Annotated in this window: 18 protein-coding genes and 1 tRNA gene; 18 read left to right on the forward strand and 1 reads right to left on the reverse strand. The window is 42.4% G+C overall.

Features of this window, described 5'->3' with window-relative positions:
- The first annotated feature begins 260 nt into the window (after positions 1-260).
- The 5 genes from EHS15_RS19010 (at position 261) to EHS15_RS01655 (ending at position 3,846) form a co-directional block, all read left to right on the forward strand.
- The gene (locus EHS15_RS19010) at positions 261-410 is read left to right on the forward strand and encodes a hypothetical protein (protein WP_167884126.1); all 150 of its coding nucleotides are present in this window, start codon (positions 261-263) and stop codon (positions 408-410) included.
- A 100-nt stretch (positions 411-510) separates the two neighbouring features.
- Positions 511-960 carry a thioredoxin family protein gene (locus EHS15_RS01640; protein ID WP_135758790.1) on the forward strand — a complete coding sequence of 150 codons (450 nt, stop codon included), beginning with the start codon at positions 511-513 and terminating at the stop codon, positions 958-960.
- A 16-nt stretch (positions 961-976) separates the two neighbouring features.
- A complete protein-coding gene (locus EHS15_RS01645; protein ID WP_246051850.1) occupies positions 977-1,501 on the forward strand; it encodes a hypothetical protein in 525 nt (174 codons plus the stop codon).
- 154 nt (positions 1,502-1,655) lie between these two features.
- Positions 1,656-3,071: a flavin-containing monooxygenase gene (locus EHS15_RS01650; RefSeq protein WP_135758791.1), complete on the forward strand. Its 1,416-nt coding sequence runs from the start codon at positions 1,656-1,658 to the stop codon at positions 3,069-3,071.
- Positions 3,072-3,177: 106 nt separating this feature from the next.
- Positions 3,178-3,846, forward strand: coding sequence for a M23 family metallopeptidase (locus EHS15_RS01655; RefSeq protein ID WP_246051851.1), 669 nt, complete (start codon positions 3,178-3,180; stop codon positions 3,844-3,846).
- Here EHS15_RS01655 and EHS15_RS01660 read toward each other — a convergent pair.
- Positions 3,843-4,154 (reverse strand): hypothetical protein, encoded by a 312-nt coding sequence (locus EHS15_RS01660; protein WP_135758792.1) that lies wholly within the window; start codon positions 4,152-4,154, stop codon positions 3,843-3,845. The two genes, EHS15_RS01655 and EHS15_RS01660, sit on opposite strands and share 4 nt — an antisense overlap.
- Before the next feature lie 334 nt (positions 4,155-4,488).
- Between EHS15_RS01660 and EHS15_RS01665 the strand changes: the two genes are divergently transcribed.
- From EHS15_RS01665 to EHS15_RS01720, 13 genes are all read left to right on the forward strand, one after another.
- A complete protein-coding gene (locus tag EHS15_RS01665; protein WP_167884127.1) occupies positions 4,489-5,019 on the forward strand; it encodes an SET domain-containing protein in 531 nt (176 codons plus the stop codon).
- Positions 5,020-5,152: 133 nt separating this feature from the next.
- The gene (locus EHS15_RS19015; RefSeq protein WP_167884128.1) at positions 5,153-5,296 is read left to right on the forward strand and encodes a hypothetical protein; all 144 of its coding nucleotides are present in this window, start codon (positions 5,153-5,155) and stop codon (positions 5,294-5,296) included.
- A gap of 109 nt (positions 5,297-5,405) precedes the next feature.
- Positions 5,406-7,124, forward strand: a complete 1,719-nt coding sequence (locus EHS15_RS01670; protein ID WP_135758794.1) for a S8 family peptidase — start codon at positions 5,406-5,408, stop codon at positions 7,122-7,124.
- A gap of 85 nt (positions 7,125-7,209) precedes the next feature.
- A complete protein-coding gene (locus tag EHS15_RS01675) occupies positions 7,210-8,382 on the forward strand; it encodes an ACP S-malonyltransferase (RefSeq protein WP_135758795.1) in 1,173 nt (390 codons plus the stop codon).
- Positions 8,382-9,338: a helix-turn-helix transcriptional regulator gene (locus EHS15_RS01680; RefSeq protein WP_135758796.1), complete on the forward strand. Its 957-nt coding sequence runs from the start codon at positions 8,382-8,384 to the stop codon at positions 9,336-9,338. The genes EHS15_RS01675 and EHS15_RS01680 overlap by 1 nt, the downstream gene beginning before the upstream one ends.
- A 14-nt stretch (positions 9,339-9,352) precedes the next feature.
- Positions 9,353-10,264 carry a 4-(cytidine 5'-diphospho)-2-C-methyl-D-erythritol kinase gene (locus EHS15_RS01685; protein WP_135758797.1) on the forward strand — a complete coding sequence of 304 codons (912 nt, stop codon included), beginning with the start codon at positions 9,353-9,355 and terminating at the stop codon, positions 10,262-10,264.
- Between the two features lie 4 nt (positions 10,265-10,268).
- Positions 10,269-10,344, forward strand: a tRNA-Gln gene (locus tag EHS15_RS01690).
- 27 nt (positions 10,345-10,371) lie between these two features.
- Complete coding sequence (locus EHS15_RS01695) at positions 10,372-11,133, forward strand: sugar phosphate nucleotidyltransferase (RefSeq protein ID WP_135758798.1); 762 nt, start codon at positions 10,372-10,374, stop codon at positions 11,131-11,133.
- Positions 11,130-12,071: a ribose-phosphate pyrophosphokinase gene (locus tag EHS15_RS01700; protein ID WP_135758799.1), complete on the forward strand. Its 942-nt coding sequence runs from the start codon at positions 11,130-11,132 to the stop codon at positions 12,069-12,071. The genes EHS15_RS01695 and EHS15_RS01700 overlap by 4 nt, the downstream gene beginning before the upstream one ends.
- Before the next feature lie 17 nt (positions 12,072-12,088).
- Positions 12,089-12,718: a 50S ribosomal protein L25/general stress protein Ctc gene (locus EHS15_RS01705; protein ID WP_135758800.1), complete on the forward strand. Its 630-nt coding sequence runs from the start codon at positions 12,089-12,091 to the stop codon at positions 12,716-12,718.
- 19 nt (positions 12,719-12,737) lie between these two features.
- Complete coding sequence (gene pth, locus EHS15_RS01710; RefSeq protein WP_135758801.1) at positions 12,738-13,301, forward strand: aminoacyl-tRNA hydrolase; 564 nt, start codon at positions 12,738-12,740, stop codon at positions 13,299-13,301.
- Positions 13,302-13,330: 29 nt separating this feature from the next.
- Complete coding sequence (ftsH, locus tag EHS15_RS01715) at positions 13,331-15,286, forward strand: ATP-dependent zinc metalloprotease FtsH (RefSeq protein ID WP_135758802.1); 1,956 nt, start codon at positions 13,331-13,333, stop codon at positions 15,284-15,286.
- A 6-nt stretch (positions 15,287-15,292) separates the two neighbouring features.
- Positions 15,293-15,748, forward strand: a complete 456-nt coding sequence (locus EHS15_RS01720; RefSeq protein WP_135758803.1) for an EVE domain-containing protein — start codon at positions 15,293-15,295, stop codon at positions 15,746-15,748.
- Positions 15,749-16,367: the final 619 nt, after the last annotated feature.

Below are 16,367 nucleotides of genomic sequence, written 5' to 3' on the forward strand. Positions count from 1 at the left end.
AGGAAATGGAAATCTCCCAATTGCTTCTATGCCTCAGATTGGCCGCATCAGCGCTCCCAGTAAAGCAAAAGATGGCGCAGGAAAGGGGAAGAAACACCAAGAAAAAAACCCAACAGAAAAGCAATGGAGGATGGAAAAGATGATAAAGGACAGAGAATTGGATTTGAAGACTTATAAATTATGTCCCATAGAAATGGACCAAAGGCAGATCCTTTTGGATGTACATTGACAGGAAAAACCCGAAGGAGAACCTGACACGCATGAACTCAAAAACAGCAAAAATTCTCGGAAAATTCGCAACTCTGAAAGGTGTTTCTGAAAAACAGCTTAAAAGAGAGTGGCTTGCGCTTTCTCATGTTGACAAAGACAAAAAAAGACAAGAAATCCTCAAAGAACTAGTTAAAAAATAAAGAGAGGCCTTCTGGCTTCTCTAACCTTTTCCTTCCCGAATCTTCCTTTTCCTTAAAAACGCACTTCTCCTCTTTTCCACCCGTCTAAAAAATAACATTCATGAAACTTCTTTGTTCCTTGGCTGTCGCATTCAGCTTGCTTATGTTTGGTGGATTCGGATGTTCCGAGTCACCTCGTTCCAGCATATTACCTCTATTTCAAGATTCTTTGCAGATGGCAGGAAAAGAAAATAAAAAGCTCATCGTACTTTTCAGTGCCGACTGGTGCCCGGACTGCAATGCACTGGACCGCATTCTTACTTCGGATTCCCGAATCAAAGAACTGATCACAAATCATTACATCATTTTGAAAGTGGATGTAGGAAGATTCGATCAAAACTTGGATCTGGATGAACGATTGGAGCATCCTATTGGAAAAGGAATTCCTGCACTTGTGATTTTGAATCCTTCCGAAACGATCATAGCTACTACCAAAGGCGGGGAATTTTCCAACGCCAGCAAAATGAGCAACGAACAAGTATTAAATTATCTAAATCGATTCGCAAATTAAATCAATTGAGGAAACAATGTCTCGCAAACTCTCTATCCGAAAACACATCCTTTCTGTTCTCACCGGAATTTTAGTCTTATTCGCTTCGGGCATATACGCTCAAGAAGTTGCAGAGATCAAACCCGGATCCGACTTCCCTTCCGTTTCTCTTACGGATCAACACGATGAGAATGCATCCATCACTCAGGAAATTCAAAAGATCCTTTTTGTTTCGGATATGGATGCGAGTAAAATCGTTCATAAGATTCTTGAGAAAGACGGAGATGTTTTATTGAATGCGAACCAAGCAGCATTTATCTCCGACATCCATAGAATGCCTTCTCTTATCACAAAATTTGTAGCACTTCCCAAAATGAAGGGATATTCGTACAGAATGCGTTTGATTCGAGACGACAAAACTGGTTCCTTTTTTCCACAAAACAAAGGATCTGTCACTCTGATCCGACTGGAAAAAGGAAAAGTGGTAACTGTTGATTTTACGAACGAAGAAGAGAAACTCAAAACCTTCCTAGTTTCTCCGAAACCAAACTCTAAAAAGTAATTAGAAATTTTCTAAATATGTGGTAACTAGTTACCACATATTTCACATTTTTTTCATAAATCCCCTCAGCGGCAAAAATTCTACTTGAAACAGTGTTCTCTTTTGGGGAGACTATTCGACTTAGAATCACTTCCCGTAACGAGAGATAAAAAATATGACCCTTCCGAAAGTGTGTGTAATCGGCGCCGGATCTTCCGGTATAACAGTAATTAAATCCTTAAAAGAAAACGGAATTCCTTTCGATTGTTATGAAAAAGGCAGCGATGTAGGAGGTAACTGGCGTTATAAGAACGACAACGGGTTAAGTAATATTTACAAATCCCTTCATATCAACACACACAGAGACAGGATGGAATATAGAGACTATCCTATGCCTAAGGATTATGCTGATTATCCCAATCACGAACCCATTCAAAATTATTTTCTAGATTATGTGGATCACTTCGGGCTCAGAAAACACATCCAATTCAAAAACGGAGTAAAAAAAGTAGAAAGAAGAGAAGACGGTCTTTGGGAAGTCACTCCAGAGAAAGGGCCTTCTAAAATCTACGATGTGTTAGTTGTTGCGAACGGTCACCATTGGAGTGAAAGATGGCCGAATCCTGCTTTTCCCGGAAAATTTTCCGGACAAGTGATGCACTCTCATTCTTATGTTGATCCGAAAACTCCTTTCAACTGCGAAGGAAAGAACGTAGTGGTTTTGGGAATGGGAAACAGCGCCATGGATATTTCCGTGGAACTGTCCCGTCCGGGAGTGGCAAAAAACGTTTTTCTTTCCGCAAGAAGAGGGGCTTATGTCATTCCGAACTATCTGTTCGGAAAACCTTTGGACAAACTAACAGAGAACACACCTACTTGGGTTCCTTTTTGGATTCAACAAGCACTCGCTCACCTTTTGATTCGATTCGGTGTAGGAAAAATGGAAGATTTCGGACTCCCTAAACCGGATCATAAATTCGGATCCGCCCATCCTACCATTTCCCAGGATTTACTCGTTCGATTGGGAAGAGGAGACATCAAACCCAAACCGGTCATCAAGGAACTCAAAGGGAAAAAAATCGCATTCGCAGACGGATCGGAAGAAGATGCGGATGTTCTCATCTATTGCACGGGATACAACATCAAATTTCCTTTCTTTGATGAGGACTTTTTGTCCGCTCCCGACAACTATATCCCTCTTTTCTATAAGATGATCAAACCTGAATTCAACAATTTGATGTTTGTCGGACTGATGCAGCCTTTAGGAGCCATTATGCCTTTAGCGGAAATGCAGGGAAAATGGATCGCTCAGTATCTTACGGGAAATTACGAACTTCCGAACCACAAATCCATGTTAGATTGGATTCAATCGGATGAAACAGCGATGAAAAAAAGATACGTCTCAAGTACGCGACATACCATCCAGGTAGACTTCGATATTTTCCTCCATCAGATGAAAAAGGAAATGGCAGAAGGCAAAAAAAGAGCCAAAGAGGCAGGGAATCCCTTGCCAATTCAGCCTGCTGCGGAAGAGATTGATCGTATTGAATCCTCTTCGTCAAAATCGAAAAAAATTAAGGCGAAACGTTAAATCCGATTTCGCCGCAAAACTTGCTCCGAGAAAAAATTCATTTTTTTCCGGAGCGGTTTTACTTCTCTTTCTATTCCATTTTATAAACTGTTATTCTTCGAAAGGATTGGGTTACCAGGGAAATCCTCTCTTTGGTTGGTTAGGCGGCGGAGCCACAGAGAAAAAAATCGATACGATGCAGATCTTTCAACGTTATCCTGATTTCATTGCAGACTCTTATGAATTTCCTGCAGGAGGCAAATACGGAGAAGGATATTACATCGCTCAAAAATTCGGAGTGGAAAATCCCAAGTTCGGTTACCGATTTCATTTGGGTGAAGATTGGAATTATGTAGGAGGAGGAGACTCCGACTATGGAGCACCTGTCTATTCCATCTCCAATGGAATCGTAAGCGTCATCGCAGATTACGGAGGTGGATGGGGCAAGGTAGTTCGGGTGATCCATAAACATCCCGTTCCTGAAACCAAAAATCAATTTTATTATTTCGAAGCCCTATATGCCCATCTTTATACGATCGAAGTGGAACCCGGACAGATGGTGAAAAAAGGAGAATGGATTGCAAGCATCGGAGATGCAGGAGGAGCGTATCCTTCCCATTTGCATTTCGAGTTGAGAACCGTCTCCGGTGCACCGTTAGGCGGTGGGTATTCGTTTTCGACGGACGGTTTTTTTTCGCCCACCAAGTTTTTGATCGCACAAGTTTCCAAAGAGAAAGCGATCCATGAGGATCAGTTCGGTCCTGCCGCAGTGGAAAAACCTGCGACAGCTCCTTAGAAACTCTTTATAAAACCGAGCACCTCGTCTTCTTTTTCCGCATTTGTATCATAAAAGTTACAATGGATTTCAAACAAAGGTTCCCCTTCGATCTTAGTACACTTCAATACTTTTACGTAACAATCCATCGAGCCGGTCATTGAGACCATTTTCAAAGAAACTTTTAGGATCGTAGATACATCGAATGCATTCGTATGAATGAAAGTCATCCCTCGAGCACTGATGTGTTTATGGATGTTGTAGTCGTCACATACTTCTAAATTCAAAGTGAATGAAGAAGGAATTTCTGTATAATGATTGGGTTTCATAGGTTTTCTATACGTTGTAGCAAACATAATCGAATTACATCATCTCTCAATTACTATTTTATGACAGCCGGGTAAAACTTTAGGCGAAAAGTTCCGATTTAGGGAAAACTGATACCTCCCGTTATTTACAGACAAACTTTTATTATCCGAAAATCTACTCTTTGTAAGACGATCTTCGAGGAAATGCCGCAAGTATGTATGCTTTTTCGGGGCGTTTTTTGTCTAAAAATTTCAAATGCGGATTTGAAAATATCTTGCTTTCCGAAATTACGTCCCCTCTATTGATCCAATTCGAAGGAGGATGCAAAAGGGTTCCCGAAAAGAATCCGCTTCTATGATCGAAAAAAAAATCAATTCTTTGGGAGGCTACGGACTATTCGCCTCACAAATATTCCTACCTGGAACCCTGTTATTTACTGAAAAAGATTGGTACGCCGACATTGCACTGGGCGGCTGGGAAGTTCACAGCATTGAAGAAGTGAACCGATTCCCCGAATCGGAGAAGGAAATGTTTTTAAAATACAGTTTCGATCTTTCTTTCGGGAAAACAATGGGAACTTTCTCCGAAAATCATGTCCATAACCTGACTAATTTTCTCAACCATTCCTGCGGACCGAACACTCAGTTCGACGGCCAGGACAATATCATAGCCAAAGGAACGATTTATCCGGGAGACGAACTTACCATCGATTACGGAAGTTTTGTGGTGAATTTCGACCAGAGCTTTCAGTGTTTTTGTGGTACCTCCCACTGCCGCAGCAGGATCAAAAAGGAAGATTGGAAAGTTTTATCCCTCAACCCCGAGAATAAATTCCCCAAATTCCTAAGCGAAGCGATCTTACTTTCCAACCAAATCCCTGTTTAAAGAAAAAAGAATCTTGGCATTCGGAAATTCTACCGAAGGAAAACTAGAAATGCTGGGATTCTTGCTTCAGGCATAGGAAAAAGACTTTTCGAATTATGTCACATTGCTAGAATGATTCCCAACTGGAGGCAGAATGTTTTATCTCCTATTGGCCTTACTACATGAAGATTTTTCTTCCGGAAGAATCGATTTCGCATCTTATTTTGAGAACATTGTCCTCTTAGCGGCAGACCACGAGCGGATCAAAGAGAACTTAAAGGTCTCCAAAGCTGCGTGATTGTACGCAAAAAACTCACAGTTTTACAATATTTGTCAAAATCCTAATATTATTGTAGTAATAAATCCACTTAGCTTATCATAGAAGACGATTCGAACGGATCTCTTCTATGAATCGTCTTCTTGCTTTATTCATTTTACTTTCGATTCACAACGGTTGTAACAATTCCGATTCAAAAAAAAATTCAGCTCTCTGGCTCAACCCCATCCTTTTAGGAACCAAGTCCACAGTCGACTACTCACCTACAGACTGCAGTGCAGTCAGTTCACCTAACGATACATACTACGGCTATCAATGGCATTTGAAAAACACGGGGCAAGCCATGTATTCGGGAACTCATCCTGCGGGAACTTCCGGAGCGGATATCAATGTTCTTCCCGTTTGGCAGGCGGGCCTCAGCGGAAAAACCACTTTGGTTTCCATAGTGGACGACGGGGTTTTATTGGATCATGAAGATCTGCAGCCGAATGCAAAATCGGAAAGTGTGAACTTTTTGCACGGAACGAACGGACTTGCAGCAAACGATACGGGAGGAGAACTCGCAAATCACGGAACAGCGGTTACAGGCATAATCTCCGCAAGAGGAGGGAACGGGATAGGGGTTACCGGAGTAGCGCCTTGCAGTCAATTCATAGCTTATAATTATCTTTCTAAAAGTACGGATGCCAATATGGCAACTTCATTGACTGGGAATAAATCCGTTTTCGTTTCCAACAACAGTTGGGGAAGTGAAGACGGATCGGGACATTATCAAAAAGCACCTAATTCATTTTATACGAATATAGAAGCGGGGATAACAAACAATCGTGAAGGAAAAGGAACCGTCTATGTTTTTGCAGGAGGAAACGGTGCGGGAACTTTAGGAGAAGCGACAGGTACGGAAGTAGATAATTCGAATTATGACGGTTATGCTTCCCATTACGGAACTATGGCTGTTTCGGGGGTTCTCAATACGGGAGTCAGAGCCGCCTATTCGGAAAAAGGCGCCAATCTCTGGTTATCCGCTTATACGGGAAGAGACGGAGTGATCAATACCGCCATTACAACCACTGACAATATAGGATTCACAACGGAATGGGGATACAACCCTGGAACGGGAAGTACGAATTATCCGGATACTTCCAGTTTCAATTATCCGAACAGAAAGTACACTTCCACCTTCAACGGAACTTCCGCAGCGGCACCAATGGTTTCCGGAGTGGTTTCTCTCCTTTTAGAAAAATATCCCAACCTGACTTGGAGAGATGTGAAAGTGATTTTGGCAAAATCCGCCAAAAAAACGGACTCTTCCGATGCAAACTGGGTGAGCACTTCTCCGGGATACGACTACAGCACTGTTTACGGATTCGGAACTGTGGATGCGGAACAAGCGTTGCAAACGGCATCTTCCTGGACCAGCCTGGGAGGATCCTCCTCTTTGAAAACCTGGTCTACGGAAGGAACAGTCAGCTTGAACATAGACCAGTCGGGAAGTTACAGCACTCAAAACATAGTCGTTTCCTCTTCCGGGATCACCAAAATCGAATTCATCCGGCTCATTCTTACATCCAGCCACCCGAATCCGGGAGAAATCAGAATGAAACTTCAGTCTCCCACTAGTCCCGTACAAAGAACGATAGAGATTCAAGAGCCTCATCTATGTTATTCGGGAGGAAAAAAACAAACTCCGACTATAAGTTGTTCTGCGATGACGAATCAAATTTTCGGAGTTTCGGGATTTTTGGATTTTCCCGCAAATGGTACATGGAATCTTCTCCTGAAAGATGAGAACAGCGGGACTCCTACTGGGAATCTGACATATTATAAGATCATTTTCTACGGATCTTAAGGCTCCTTTGCCCTGGAATTTTCTCCTTGTTCGGATATGCTCTTTTTGTACGGTATCTGAAAAACTACATCTTTAGGAATATCTAATGACAACTGCAAAACTTCTCACAAGTTTTTCCTCTCAGTCTCAGAAATTTTTCTTACAATTCGGCGGGCAAGGTTCTCCTTATCTTAAAGAACTTGCAAAACTTTTCCAAGAACCGGAACTCAAAGAATTCTTCGCTATTTCTTTCCAAACTCTCGATCAAATCGTTGCCAGAGACGGCAAAAGTCCTTTCTTAAGCGAAGGTTTAAACTTCAAAGCTTGGTTGGAAAATCCGGACAGCGCTCCTTCCGAAGATTATCTATCCCGCGCTCCCGTTTCCGTTCCTGGAATCTTCATGACCCAAATTGCGAACTATGTGCTCGTAACTAAAAGAGGTTATCCTACTGCGGATCTTATCAAAACTACGGGTGCCATCAGCGGCCACAGCCAAGGTGTGATTGCGGGAGCATTGGTAGGATTAGGTAAAGAAGGAGATGATTTCCTAAAAGCATACAGCGACTTCTTAAAATTCGTTTTCTACTTAGGATTCAACGGTCAAAAAGTTTATCCTGATTTCAATGTTGCTGCTAATATCGTTCAAGAGAACGAAGCAAACGGAGACAAAAACCCTGCTCCTATGGTTGCTGTGATCGGTTACACCAAAGATGAGTTAGAAGATAGAGTGAAACAAACAAACGAATCTTTGGGACTCAAAGGCCAAGACACTGTTTTTATTTCTCTTTACAACACTCCCGATTCCATGATCTTATCTGCGCTTCCTTCTTCTTTGCTTGCTTTCAGAAAAAAATGGAAAGCGGAAATGGATGAGAAAAAATTCAAATTCGTATATTTGAAAACGACCGCTCCTTTCCACTGCCCTTTCATGAATGCATCCCTTCCCGGTTTCGTCAAAGAAGATGCGGAAGTGGTTCCTTTCCCTTATTCCGGAAGCGATTTGAAAGTTCCCGTTTACAGCATCTTCGACGGACACAACCTTCAAAAAGACGGAAACCTAAGAGACATTCTTTTCAAAATGGTTTTGATCGAGCCGCTTTACTGGGATTTGGCGATCGCTCCTATCTGGAACGATTCTTCCATTCAGGCAGTTATCGATTTCGGACCGAGTGTAGTGAGTCAAAGATTGACAGGCGGACACTTAAAAGCGAAGAATATCGAAAAACAATCATTATGTGCTTCTAACGCAAAGGAATTGAAACAAATTCTAGAAGTATAATGAATCCTTCTACCCTAAGGGCAGCTTCCAAACTCAATCTGATCCGAATTCTATCGGCACATCCGGATGGTTTGAGTTTGGAGGATCTCCAAAAAATCACAGGACACAAATCCGTCACCGAACTCAAAAAAGAGCTCGGTGAACTTTACATGATCGAAATGTATCCCTACTCTCCTCAGGATTGTGTGGATATCGATTTCGACGGAGAACTTGTGAAGATCCGTCTGCCCATCGCTATCGATAAAGCACTGCCTCTTTCTCCCGACGAATGGATTCTGTTACGCGACTTAGTCTCTCGTCAGGGACAGAAAGAAGAAGATTCCAAAAAACATTTAGTAGAATCGATTTTAAAAAAGATAAACTCGATCATTCCTTCCGAAACCTGGGAACCTCATTCAGAGATCAGAAAAAAAATCACGGACTCCATTCAAAACCAGAAGATCATCGAACTGGATTATTGGAAAAGAAACAGCAAAGAAAAAGAAGTGAGAACCTTATCTCCTTGGCTTCTTTGGGAAGAAAATGAATCTTACCTTTTGGGTTTCGATCTGGAAAAACAGGAATTTCGATCCTATCGAATCGACTGCATTTTATCCATCAGAGAAACCGACCGCAAAATCGGAGAAATTCCGAAGGGCGCAAAAGAATGGTTAGATGGTTTCGTGCAATTGGTTCAACCGAAACAAGAACCGAAAGATCGCCACGCAGTCCTTTTCGCAAAAGATTCCTCCGCATTTCATTTAGGAAGAAAACTTCCCTTAAAAGACCTGAATACCACCAAATCCTACTTTGGTGAAACTTACTACGGCTACCAAGCTCCGATTCAGGAAGAAAATTGGTTTATCAATACCATTCTAGGTTACGGAACCAGCATCATAGTTACGGAACCGAAAGAACTTTCCGAAAAGATTCGGGGAAAAATCGAAGAAGCAAAATCCCTGATCCCCGGAAAATAATTCGTTTCTAACTCGTGAAAGTTTTATCTTACGCAAAAATCAATTTAGGTTTGGAGATTCCTTTCAAAAGAGAGGACGGTTATCATGAAATCCGAAGCCTGTTTTTAAAAACAAACTTCGGGGACGACTTCGAATGTTCTTCCTTTCCGTTAACTTCTCCGCAAACTCCCGAATTCAGACTTATCTCTTCCAATGAATTGAGTCCGAAAAAACACCCTCTCTTCGAATCCGTCTCGGAACGAGGAGACATAACTAAGAATATACTTTATAAGGCATATCTAAAATTGTTTCCCCATCTGACGGAGCCTTTCGGAGTGGAAGTTCGCCTAACAAAGAGAATTCCTCCGGAAGGAGGAGTGGGGGGAGGAAGTTCCAATGCAGGAAGCCTTCTTCGATTTTTATTTTCTAAAACGAATCTGAGCGGAGAAGAAAAAATCTCCTTTGCCAAATCCATCGGCGCAGATGTCCCTTTTTTTCTACAAGACCACCACTGCAAAGTCACTGGAATCGGAGAAACCTTAGAACCTATCTCCGTTTCTTCCGGTTTTGGAGTTCTTGCCGTCCCCAATGTCTCTCTTTCTACAAAAGCAATGTACGAGGGACTTCAAAAAAGTTTACAAAAAACCAGTGACTCAAAAGTATGGAAAACTCTGACAGAGGATGTGATTCGAAGTCTTCAGGTCGGTGCATGGGCCAGCCTTAACGGCATACTAGAGAACGAGTTCGAAAAAATCGCTTTCCAGTCCCACCCCGATTTAAAGGAATTGAAATCAGGAATTTTGCAAGAAGGTGCGGTTTACGCTTCTTTATCAGGTTCCGGTTCTTGTTTGTATGGCCTTGTTGCCAAAGAGACAGACCAACCGATTTTGCTCTCTTCTTTGAAACGTCGATTTCCCGAAACGGATTTCCGATCCTTCTCTTTATAGAAACTGGCCTGTAGCCAAGCGGTAAGGCAGCGGTTTTTGGTATCGCCATTCCCTAGGTTCGAATCCTAGCAGGCCAGCCAGTTTTTATTTTTCCATATTTCTATCGTATGAACATTGAATCAACTGTAACTGCTGTTATATTAGCGGCGGGGAAAGGAACTCGAATGAAGAGTGAACTTCCCAAGGTTGCGGTTGTACTGAACGAATCTCCTCTTTTAATCCACGTTCTCAAAAACATCGACCAGTCCGGCATCAAACGCAAAGTCGTTGTGATCGGTTACCGCAAAGATGTAGTTACCGAAATTGCAAAAAATTTCCCAGGCGTGGAATTTGCCGAACAAACGGAACAACTAGGAACAGGTCATGCCGTTATTTCTGCGGAAAAAAATCTGCAACCTCATTCCGGTTATATTCTAGTAGCTTGCGGAGATGCACCTCTCATCTCTTCTTCCTCTTTTTCAGAACTCATTCAACTTCATAAAACGAATTCCTACTCTGCTACCGTCCTTTCCGCAAAAATGGAAGATTCTACCGGTTACGGCCGCATCATCCGCTCTTCTGATGACGGTTCTCTTCTTCGCATCGTAGAACAAAAAGATGCAAACCCGGAAGAAAAGGCAGTGAACGAAGTGAATACGGGAACCTATTGTTTTACCGCAGAACATTTATTTGATGCTCTCAAACAAATCGGAAACGACAACGCTCAAAAAGAATATTACCTTACCGATGTGATCAAAATCTTCCGCTCCCAAGGGAAAAAAGTGGGTGCCCTCACTTTAAAAAATCCTCTGGAAAGTCACGGGATCAATTCTCCTGAAGATTTGGAAACAGCAAAACAATATATAGACAAAGGGTTAGTTGGTGTATGAATCCGAGTGAAGTTGCAGTTTTTTCTGGAAATGCAAATCGTCCTCTGGCGGAAGAAATCTGTCAGCAATTGAAAATTCCGAACGGAGCCATTACCGTAAAACGTTTCTCAGACGGAGAAAGTGCCGTTAAAATCGAAGAGAACGTTCGAGGTAGAGACGTATTCGTCATTCAATCCATCAGTTATCCTGCAAACGACAATCTTATGGAACTTCTTCTTATCATCGATGCTCTTCGCAGAGCTTCCGCAAGAAGAATCACTGCAGTCATTCCTTATTACGGTTACGGAAGACAAGACCGTAAAGTAGAACCTAGAGTTCCTATTTCCGCAAGAGTCGTTGCGGATCTTTTGGAAACAGTAGGACCTAACCGTGTTTTAACGATGGATCTTCACGCGGATCAAATCCAAGGCTTTTTCAGAATCCCCGTAGATCATCTTTACTTCTCTCCCGTACTTGCCGAATACATCAACTCGCTCGGATTAGAAGATCTAGTCATCGTATCTCCCGATTCGGGAGGAGCGGAAAGAGCCCGTAACTTCGGAAAAAAAGTAAACGGTTCTCTTGCCATCATAGACAAAAGACGTCCGAAAGCGAACGAGTCCGTTGTGATGAACGTAATCGGAGACATCAAAGACAAACATTGCCTTCTTCTCGACGATATGATCGACACAGGCGGAACCATCGCAAAAGCTGCGACTGCTCTTTACGAAAACGGTGCCAAATCGGTTATGTGCTGTGCGACTCACGGAGTTCTTTCCGGGGAAGCTCCTGAAAAACTGAATGCGGGGAATTTTACGCAGATCGTGCTTTCAAATTCCATTCAAGTACCCGAGACAAAGAAAATAAATCACTTGAAAACGCTCTCGATCGCCCCACTCTTTGCTAAAGCCATCGAAAGAATTCACAACGAAGAATCTATCTCTAGTCTGTTTTCATAATAATAAGGAACATAATCATGGAAAAATATAGCATCAAAGCGCAATCAAGAACTCTTACCGGCAAAGGACCTGCTAGACGTCTACGCACGGAAGGTCTTGTTCCGGCAAACATCATTGGAAACGGAGAAGCTACTTCCGCAACCGTTGTCGAAAAAGAAATTCAAAAACTCATCGATTCTGGAATTAGAAAAGCGACTCTCATTGAACTTGAATTAGGTGATAAAAAGGAAAAAGTTTTCGTAAAAGAAATCCAAAGATTTCCTCACACAGGTCAAATTCGTCATATCGACTTTTTCAAAGTAGCTCCCGGTAAAAAAATCCTAACAACTGTAGCGATCAAAACTTCAGGAACAGCGAAAGGTTCCAAAGCGGGTGGACAGTTCGAACATTTGATTCATGAAATCAAAGTGAAAGCGACTGCTGAAGATCTAACAGACGTATTAACAATCGACGTTTCCAATTTGGATGTAGGGGACAGCATTAAAGTTTCCCAACTTCCTTATCCTAAAACTTGGGAAATTTTGGTGAACGGAGATCCGATCGTTACTTCTTGCAACAAAACAAAAGCGATCCTAGCTGCGGAAAGAGCTGAAAAAGCGGAAGCAGAAGCGGGCAAAAAACCAGCCGCTAAAAAAGGCAAAAAGTAAGTTCACTTTTTAAAAACCAATGAAGCTGATAGTAGGCCTGGGAAATCCCGGGGATAAATACAACAACAATCGATCTAACATTGGTTTTAAGATCCTCGATGTCATTGCGAATAACATTGGCATCGAGATCAAAACAAAGAAGAAAAAATCTCTGATTGGAAGAGGAGACTTTGAAGGGGATGAAGTCGTTCTCCTCAAACCTCAAACTTTCAGTGATCTTTCCGGCGAGTCCGTGTTGTACATCGCCTCCTTCCTTAAAATCCAGGTAAAAGACATAGTTCTGATCCATGAAGACCTAGAACTGGAATTGGGACAAATCGTAGTCACAAAGGGAGGAGAAAGCGACGGACACCCGGGAGTTGATTCCGTTTCCGTTTCTCTCCGATCGCCAAATTTCATCAGAATCCGAATTGGTGTTAAAAATCCGAAGTACAACCCGAAAAAAAGGGAAGATTTTTTACGTGAAGATTTTGAGCCATTAGAGAATCTAAGCTTAATTCAGATTATCAACGACGCGGAAGCCGCGATTCGCTCGATTTCCATGGGGGATATCGACGAAGTGATTCAGAAATATCACCTTTGAACTAGTCTAATCAGGGAGATATTCCTTCCATGAACAAAAACATAAGAACCGTTTTTCTATTTCTTTCTATATTCTTAGTTATGCTCCTCTTCGTGTACAAAAGCCCGGAGCTTACTTCCAAACCGGATGAAATCAGTTATTCCGATTTCCTCAATATGGTGGAACCGGTGGAAGGCAAAGAACCCATCGGAAAAATCACAACTAAAGACGGTAAGGCGACTACCAACAAACAACAGCAGATCACAATCGAAAGAGAAATGATCGAAGGTTGGTACATCCCTAAAGATTCCAAAGACAACAAACCGAAAGCTTTTAAATCCACAATTGCACCAATTAACGACGAATTGGTGACTAAGCTTAGAAAATCCAGACTTTCTTTCACTGCAAAATCGAACGAAGAAAGCAAACTATGGAGTTTTGTTCAAAACATCATTCCTTGGTTGCTCGTTCTCGGTGTGATCTGGTTCATTATGATGCGTCAGTTACAGGCATCCGGAAACAAAGCATTCAGCTTCGGCAAGTCCAGAGCGAAGATGAATGTTGATCCGAAAGTAAAAGTGACTTTCAACGATGTGGCAGGCTGTGAAGAAGCCAAAGTCGAACTTTTGGAAATCATCGAATTTTTAAAAGATCCTAAAAAATTCCAAGCGATCGGCGCGAGAATTCCCAAAGGAGTTCTGTTAGTTGGTCCTCCCGGAACGGGAAAAACATTGCTCGCCAAAGCGGTTGCAGGAGAAGCAGGAGTTCCTTTTTTCTCCATCTCCGGTTCCGACTTTGTGGAAATGTTCGTAGGTGTGGGTGCTTCCCGCGTAAGAGATCTTTTCGACCAAGGAAAGAAAAACGCTCCTTGTATCATCTTCATCGATGAGATCGATGCGGTAGGTCGTTTGAGAGGCGCAGGTCTCGGAGGCGGTCACGACGAAAGAGAACAAACCCTCAATCAGATGTTAGTTGAGATGGACGGATTCGAAATGAACGAAGGAGTCATCGTGATGGCTGCTACGAACAGAGCGGACGTTTTAGACCCTGCCCTTCTCAGACCTGGTCGTTTCGACCGCCAAGTGATGGTAGACCTTCCTGACCTTCGCGGCCGTGAAGAAATCCTCAAAGTACATGCTAAAAAAGTTCCTATGGTTTCCGATATTTCCATCAATTCCATTGCAAGAGGAACTCCCGGTTTTACAGGTGCGGATCTTGCCAACTTGATCAATGAAGCGGCTCTGCTTGCGGCAAGACGCAATAAAAAAAGAGTCACTCAAGAAGAATTGGAAGAAGCTCGCGACAAAGTGATGATGGGACCGGAAAGAAAGTCCTTCTTTATCTCAGATAAAGAAAAAGAAGTCATCGCCTATCACGAAGCAGGTCATGCTATTTTACAAACGGTTCTGCCTTATACGGAACCGGTTCATAAAGTTACTATTATCCCTAGAGGAAGAGCATTAGGACTCACTCAATCCCTTCCTACGGAAGAAAAACACATTCTTCCGAAACACTACTGGCTCGATAAGATCGTAGTGGCTATGGGGGGATTCATCGCAGAAGAATTCCAATTCGGTGTTACTTCCACAGGGTCTTCGAATGACATCCAATATGCGACCAATGTCGCTCGCAAAATGGTTTGTGAATGGGGTATGTCCGAAAAACTGGGAACCATCAATTACGGTGGAGGAGAAAACTCTCCTTTCATCGGAAGAGATTACGGAACCTCCAGCAAACCGTATTCGGAAGAATTCGCAGGGCTTATCGACCAAGAAGTACGTAAAATCGTTCAAACCGCTTTGGATAAAGGAAGAGATTTAGTCCGCAAAAACTCCAAAAAACTGGAAGCGATCGCAAAAGCTTTGTTAGTGAAAGAAATCATCGATCACGACGAACTTATGTCCATCGTACATCCTTCCGGAGAAAAGACTGTGGAAAACGATTCCAAGAAAAAATCTTCCGGCTCCAAAACGAAAGCAAGCACCAAACCGGCGTATTCCGCTTAGTCAAAGATGAGATACTGGCTTTTTAAAACCGAGCCTGATGTATTCTCCATAGACCACCTGGAACGGGAAAAAATCTCGTTCTGGGAAGGTGTTCGCAACTACCAAGCTAGAAATCATCTCAGAGACGATGTAAAGAAAAAGGATCTCATTCTTTTTTATCACAGTAGCACAAATCCCCTCGGGATCGCAGGAATTGCGGAAGTGGTAGAAGAAAGACTTCCAGATCCATTTCAATTCGATCCCAAAAGCAAATACTTTGATCCGAAAAGCAAAAAGGAAGATCCTCGTTGGTTTGGCGTGAAAATCAAACTTCACAAACGATTTAAAAACTTCGTCACTTTGGATCAAATCAGAGAAACAGAAGGTTTGGAAGATATGATCGTTATCCGTAAAGGAGGACGACTTTCCATTCAACCTGTTCAAAAATCCGAATTCGATATCATTCTCAAACTAGGTAAATAAACTTTCCTTTTTCCAACGACTGCGTTCCGATACTCCAATCCACCAAACAAAACATACTTATTGCCAGTCGAGTTCGTGTTCCTGCTTTCCTAAGTCGAGATTCGTTCCTAGCTCAATTTCTCTGTGCTTCCTGCACAGAAGAAATTGCTTCGGCCATCCTTGGCCTTCGCCACCGCTAGAAACTCTCTCTCCCGATTAAGAGTCATTATATGAACATTCTATTTTATCTTAAGGGCGCCTCGAATGCAATCGATCGCAGTAATTCTATCGTCAGCACGACCCGGCTCTTCGCTCCAATCAAACGAAACAATTTTTCCTACGCAACGAAACGGACTTCTTGCGGTGACGGAGGCAAGGATGCCGGAGTTCGGGAGTCGAAACAGGAGGTTTCGCGGCCGAGAGCAAGAAGTCTGTTTCGTTTGGATTTACGCTGCGATCCGATGGCGCTGGAATAGATTTTTCAATGATTATAATCCTACTCATTCTATCTTTTTCCATTCATTATAAACATCGAAACCTAGTTACAGAAAATCTTTTCCTTAGAACTCAGCTTACTTCCTACAAAAGGAAATTCAAGATTTTTCAACCTTACCCTTCAGATAAAATCAAATTAATTGCA

Source organism: Leptospira idonii (assembly GCF_004770995.1).
Taxonomy (GTDB): domain Bacteria; phylum Spirochaetota; class Leptospiria; order Leptospirales; family Leptospiraceae; genus Leptospira_A; species Leptospira_A idonii.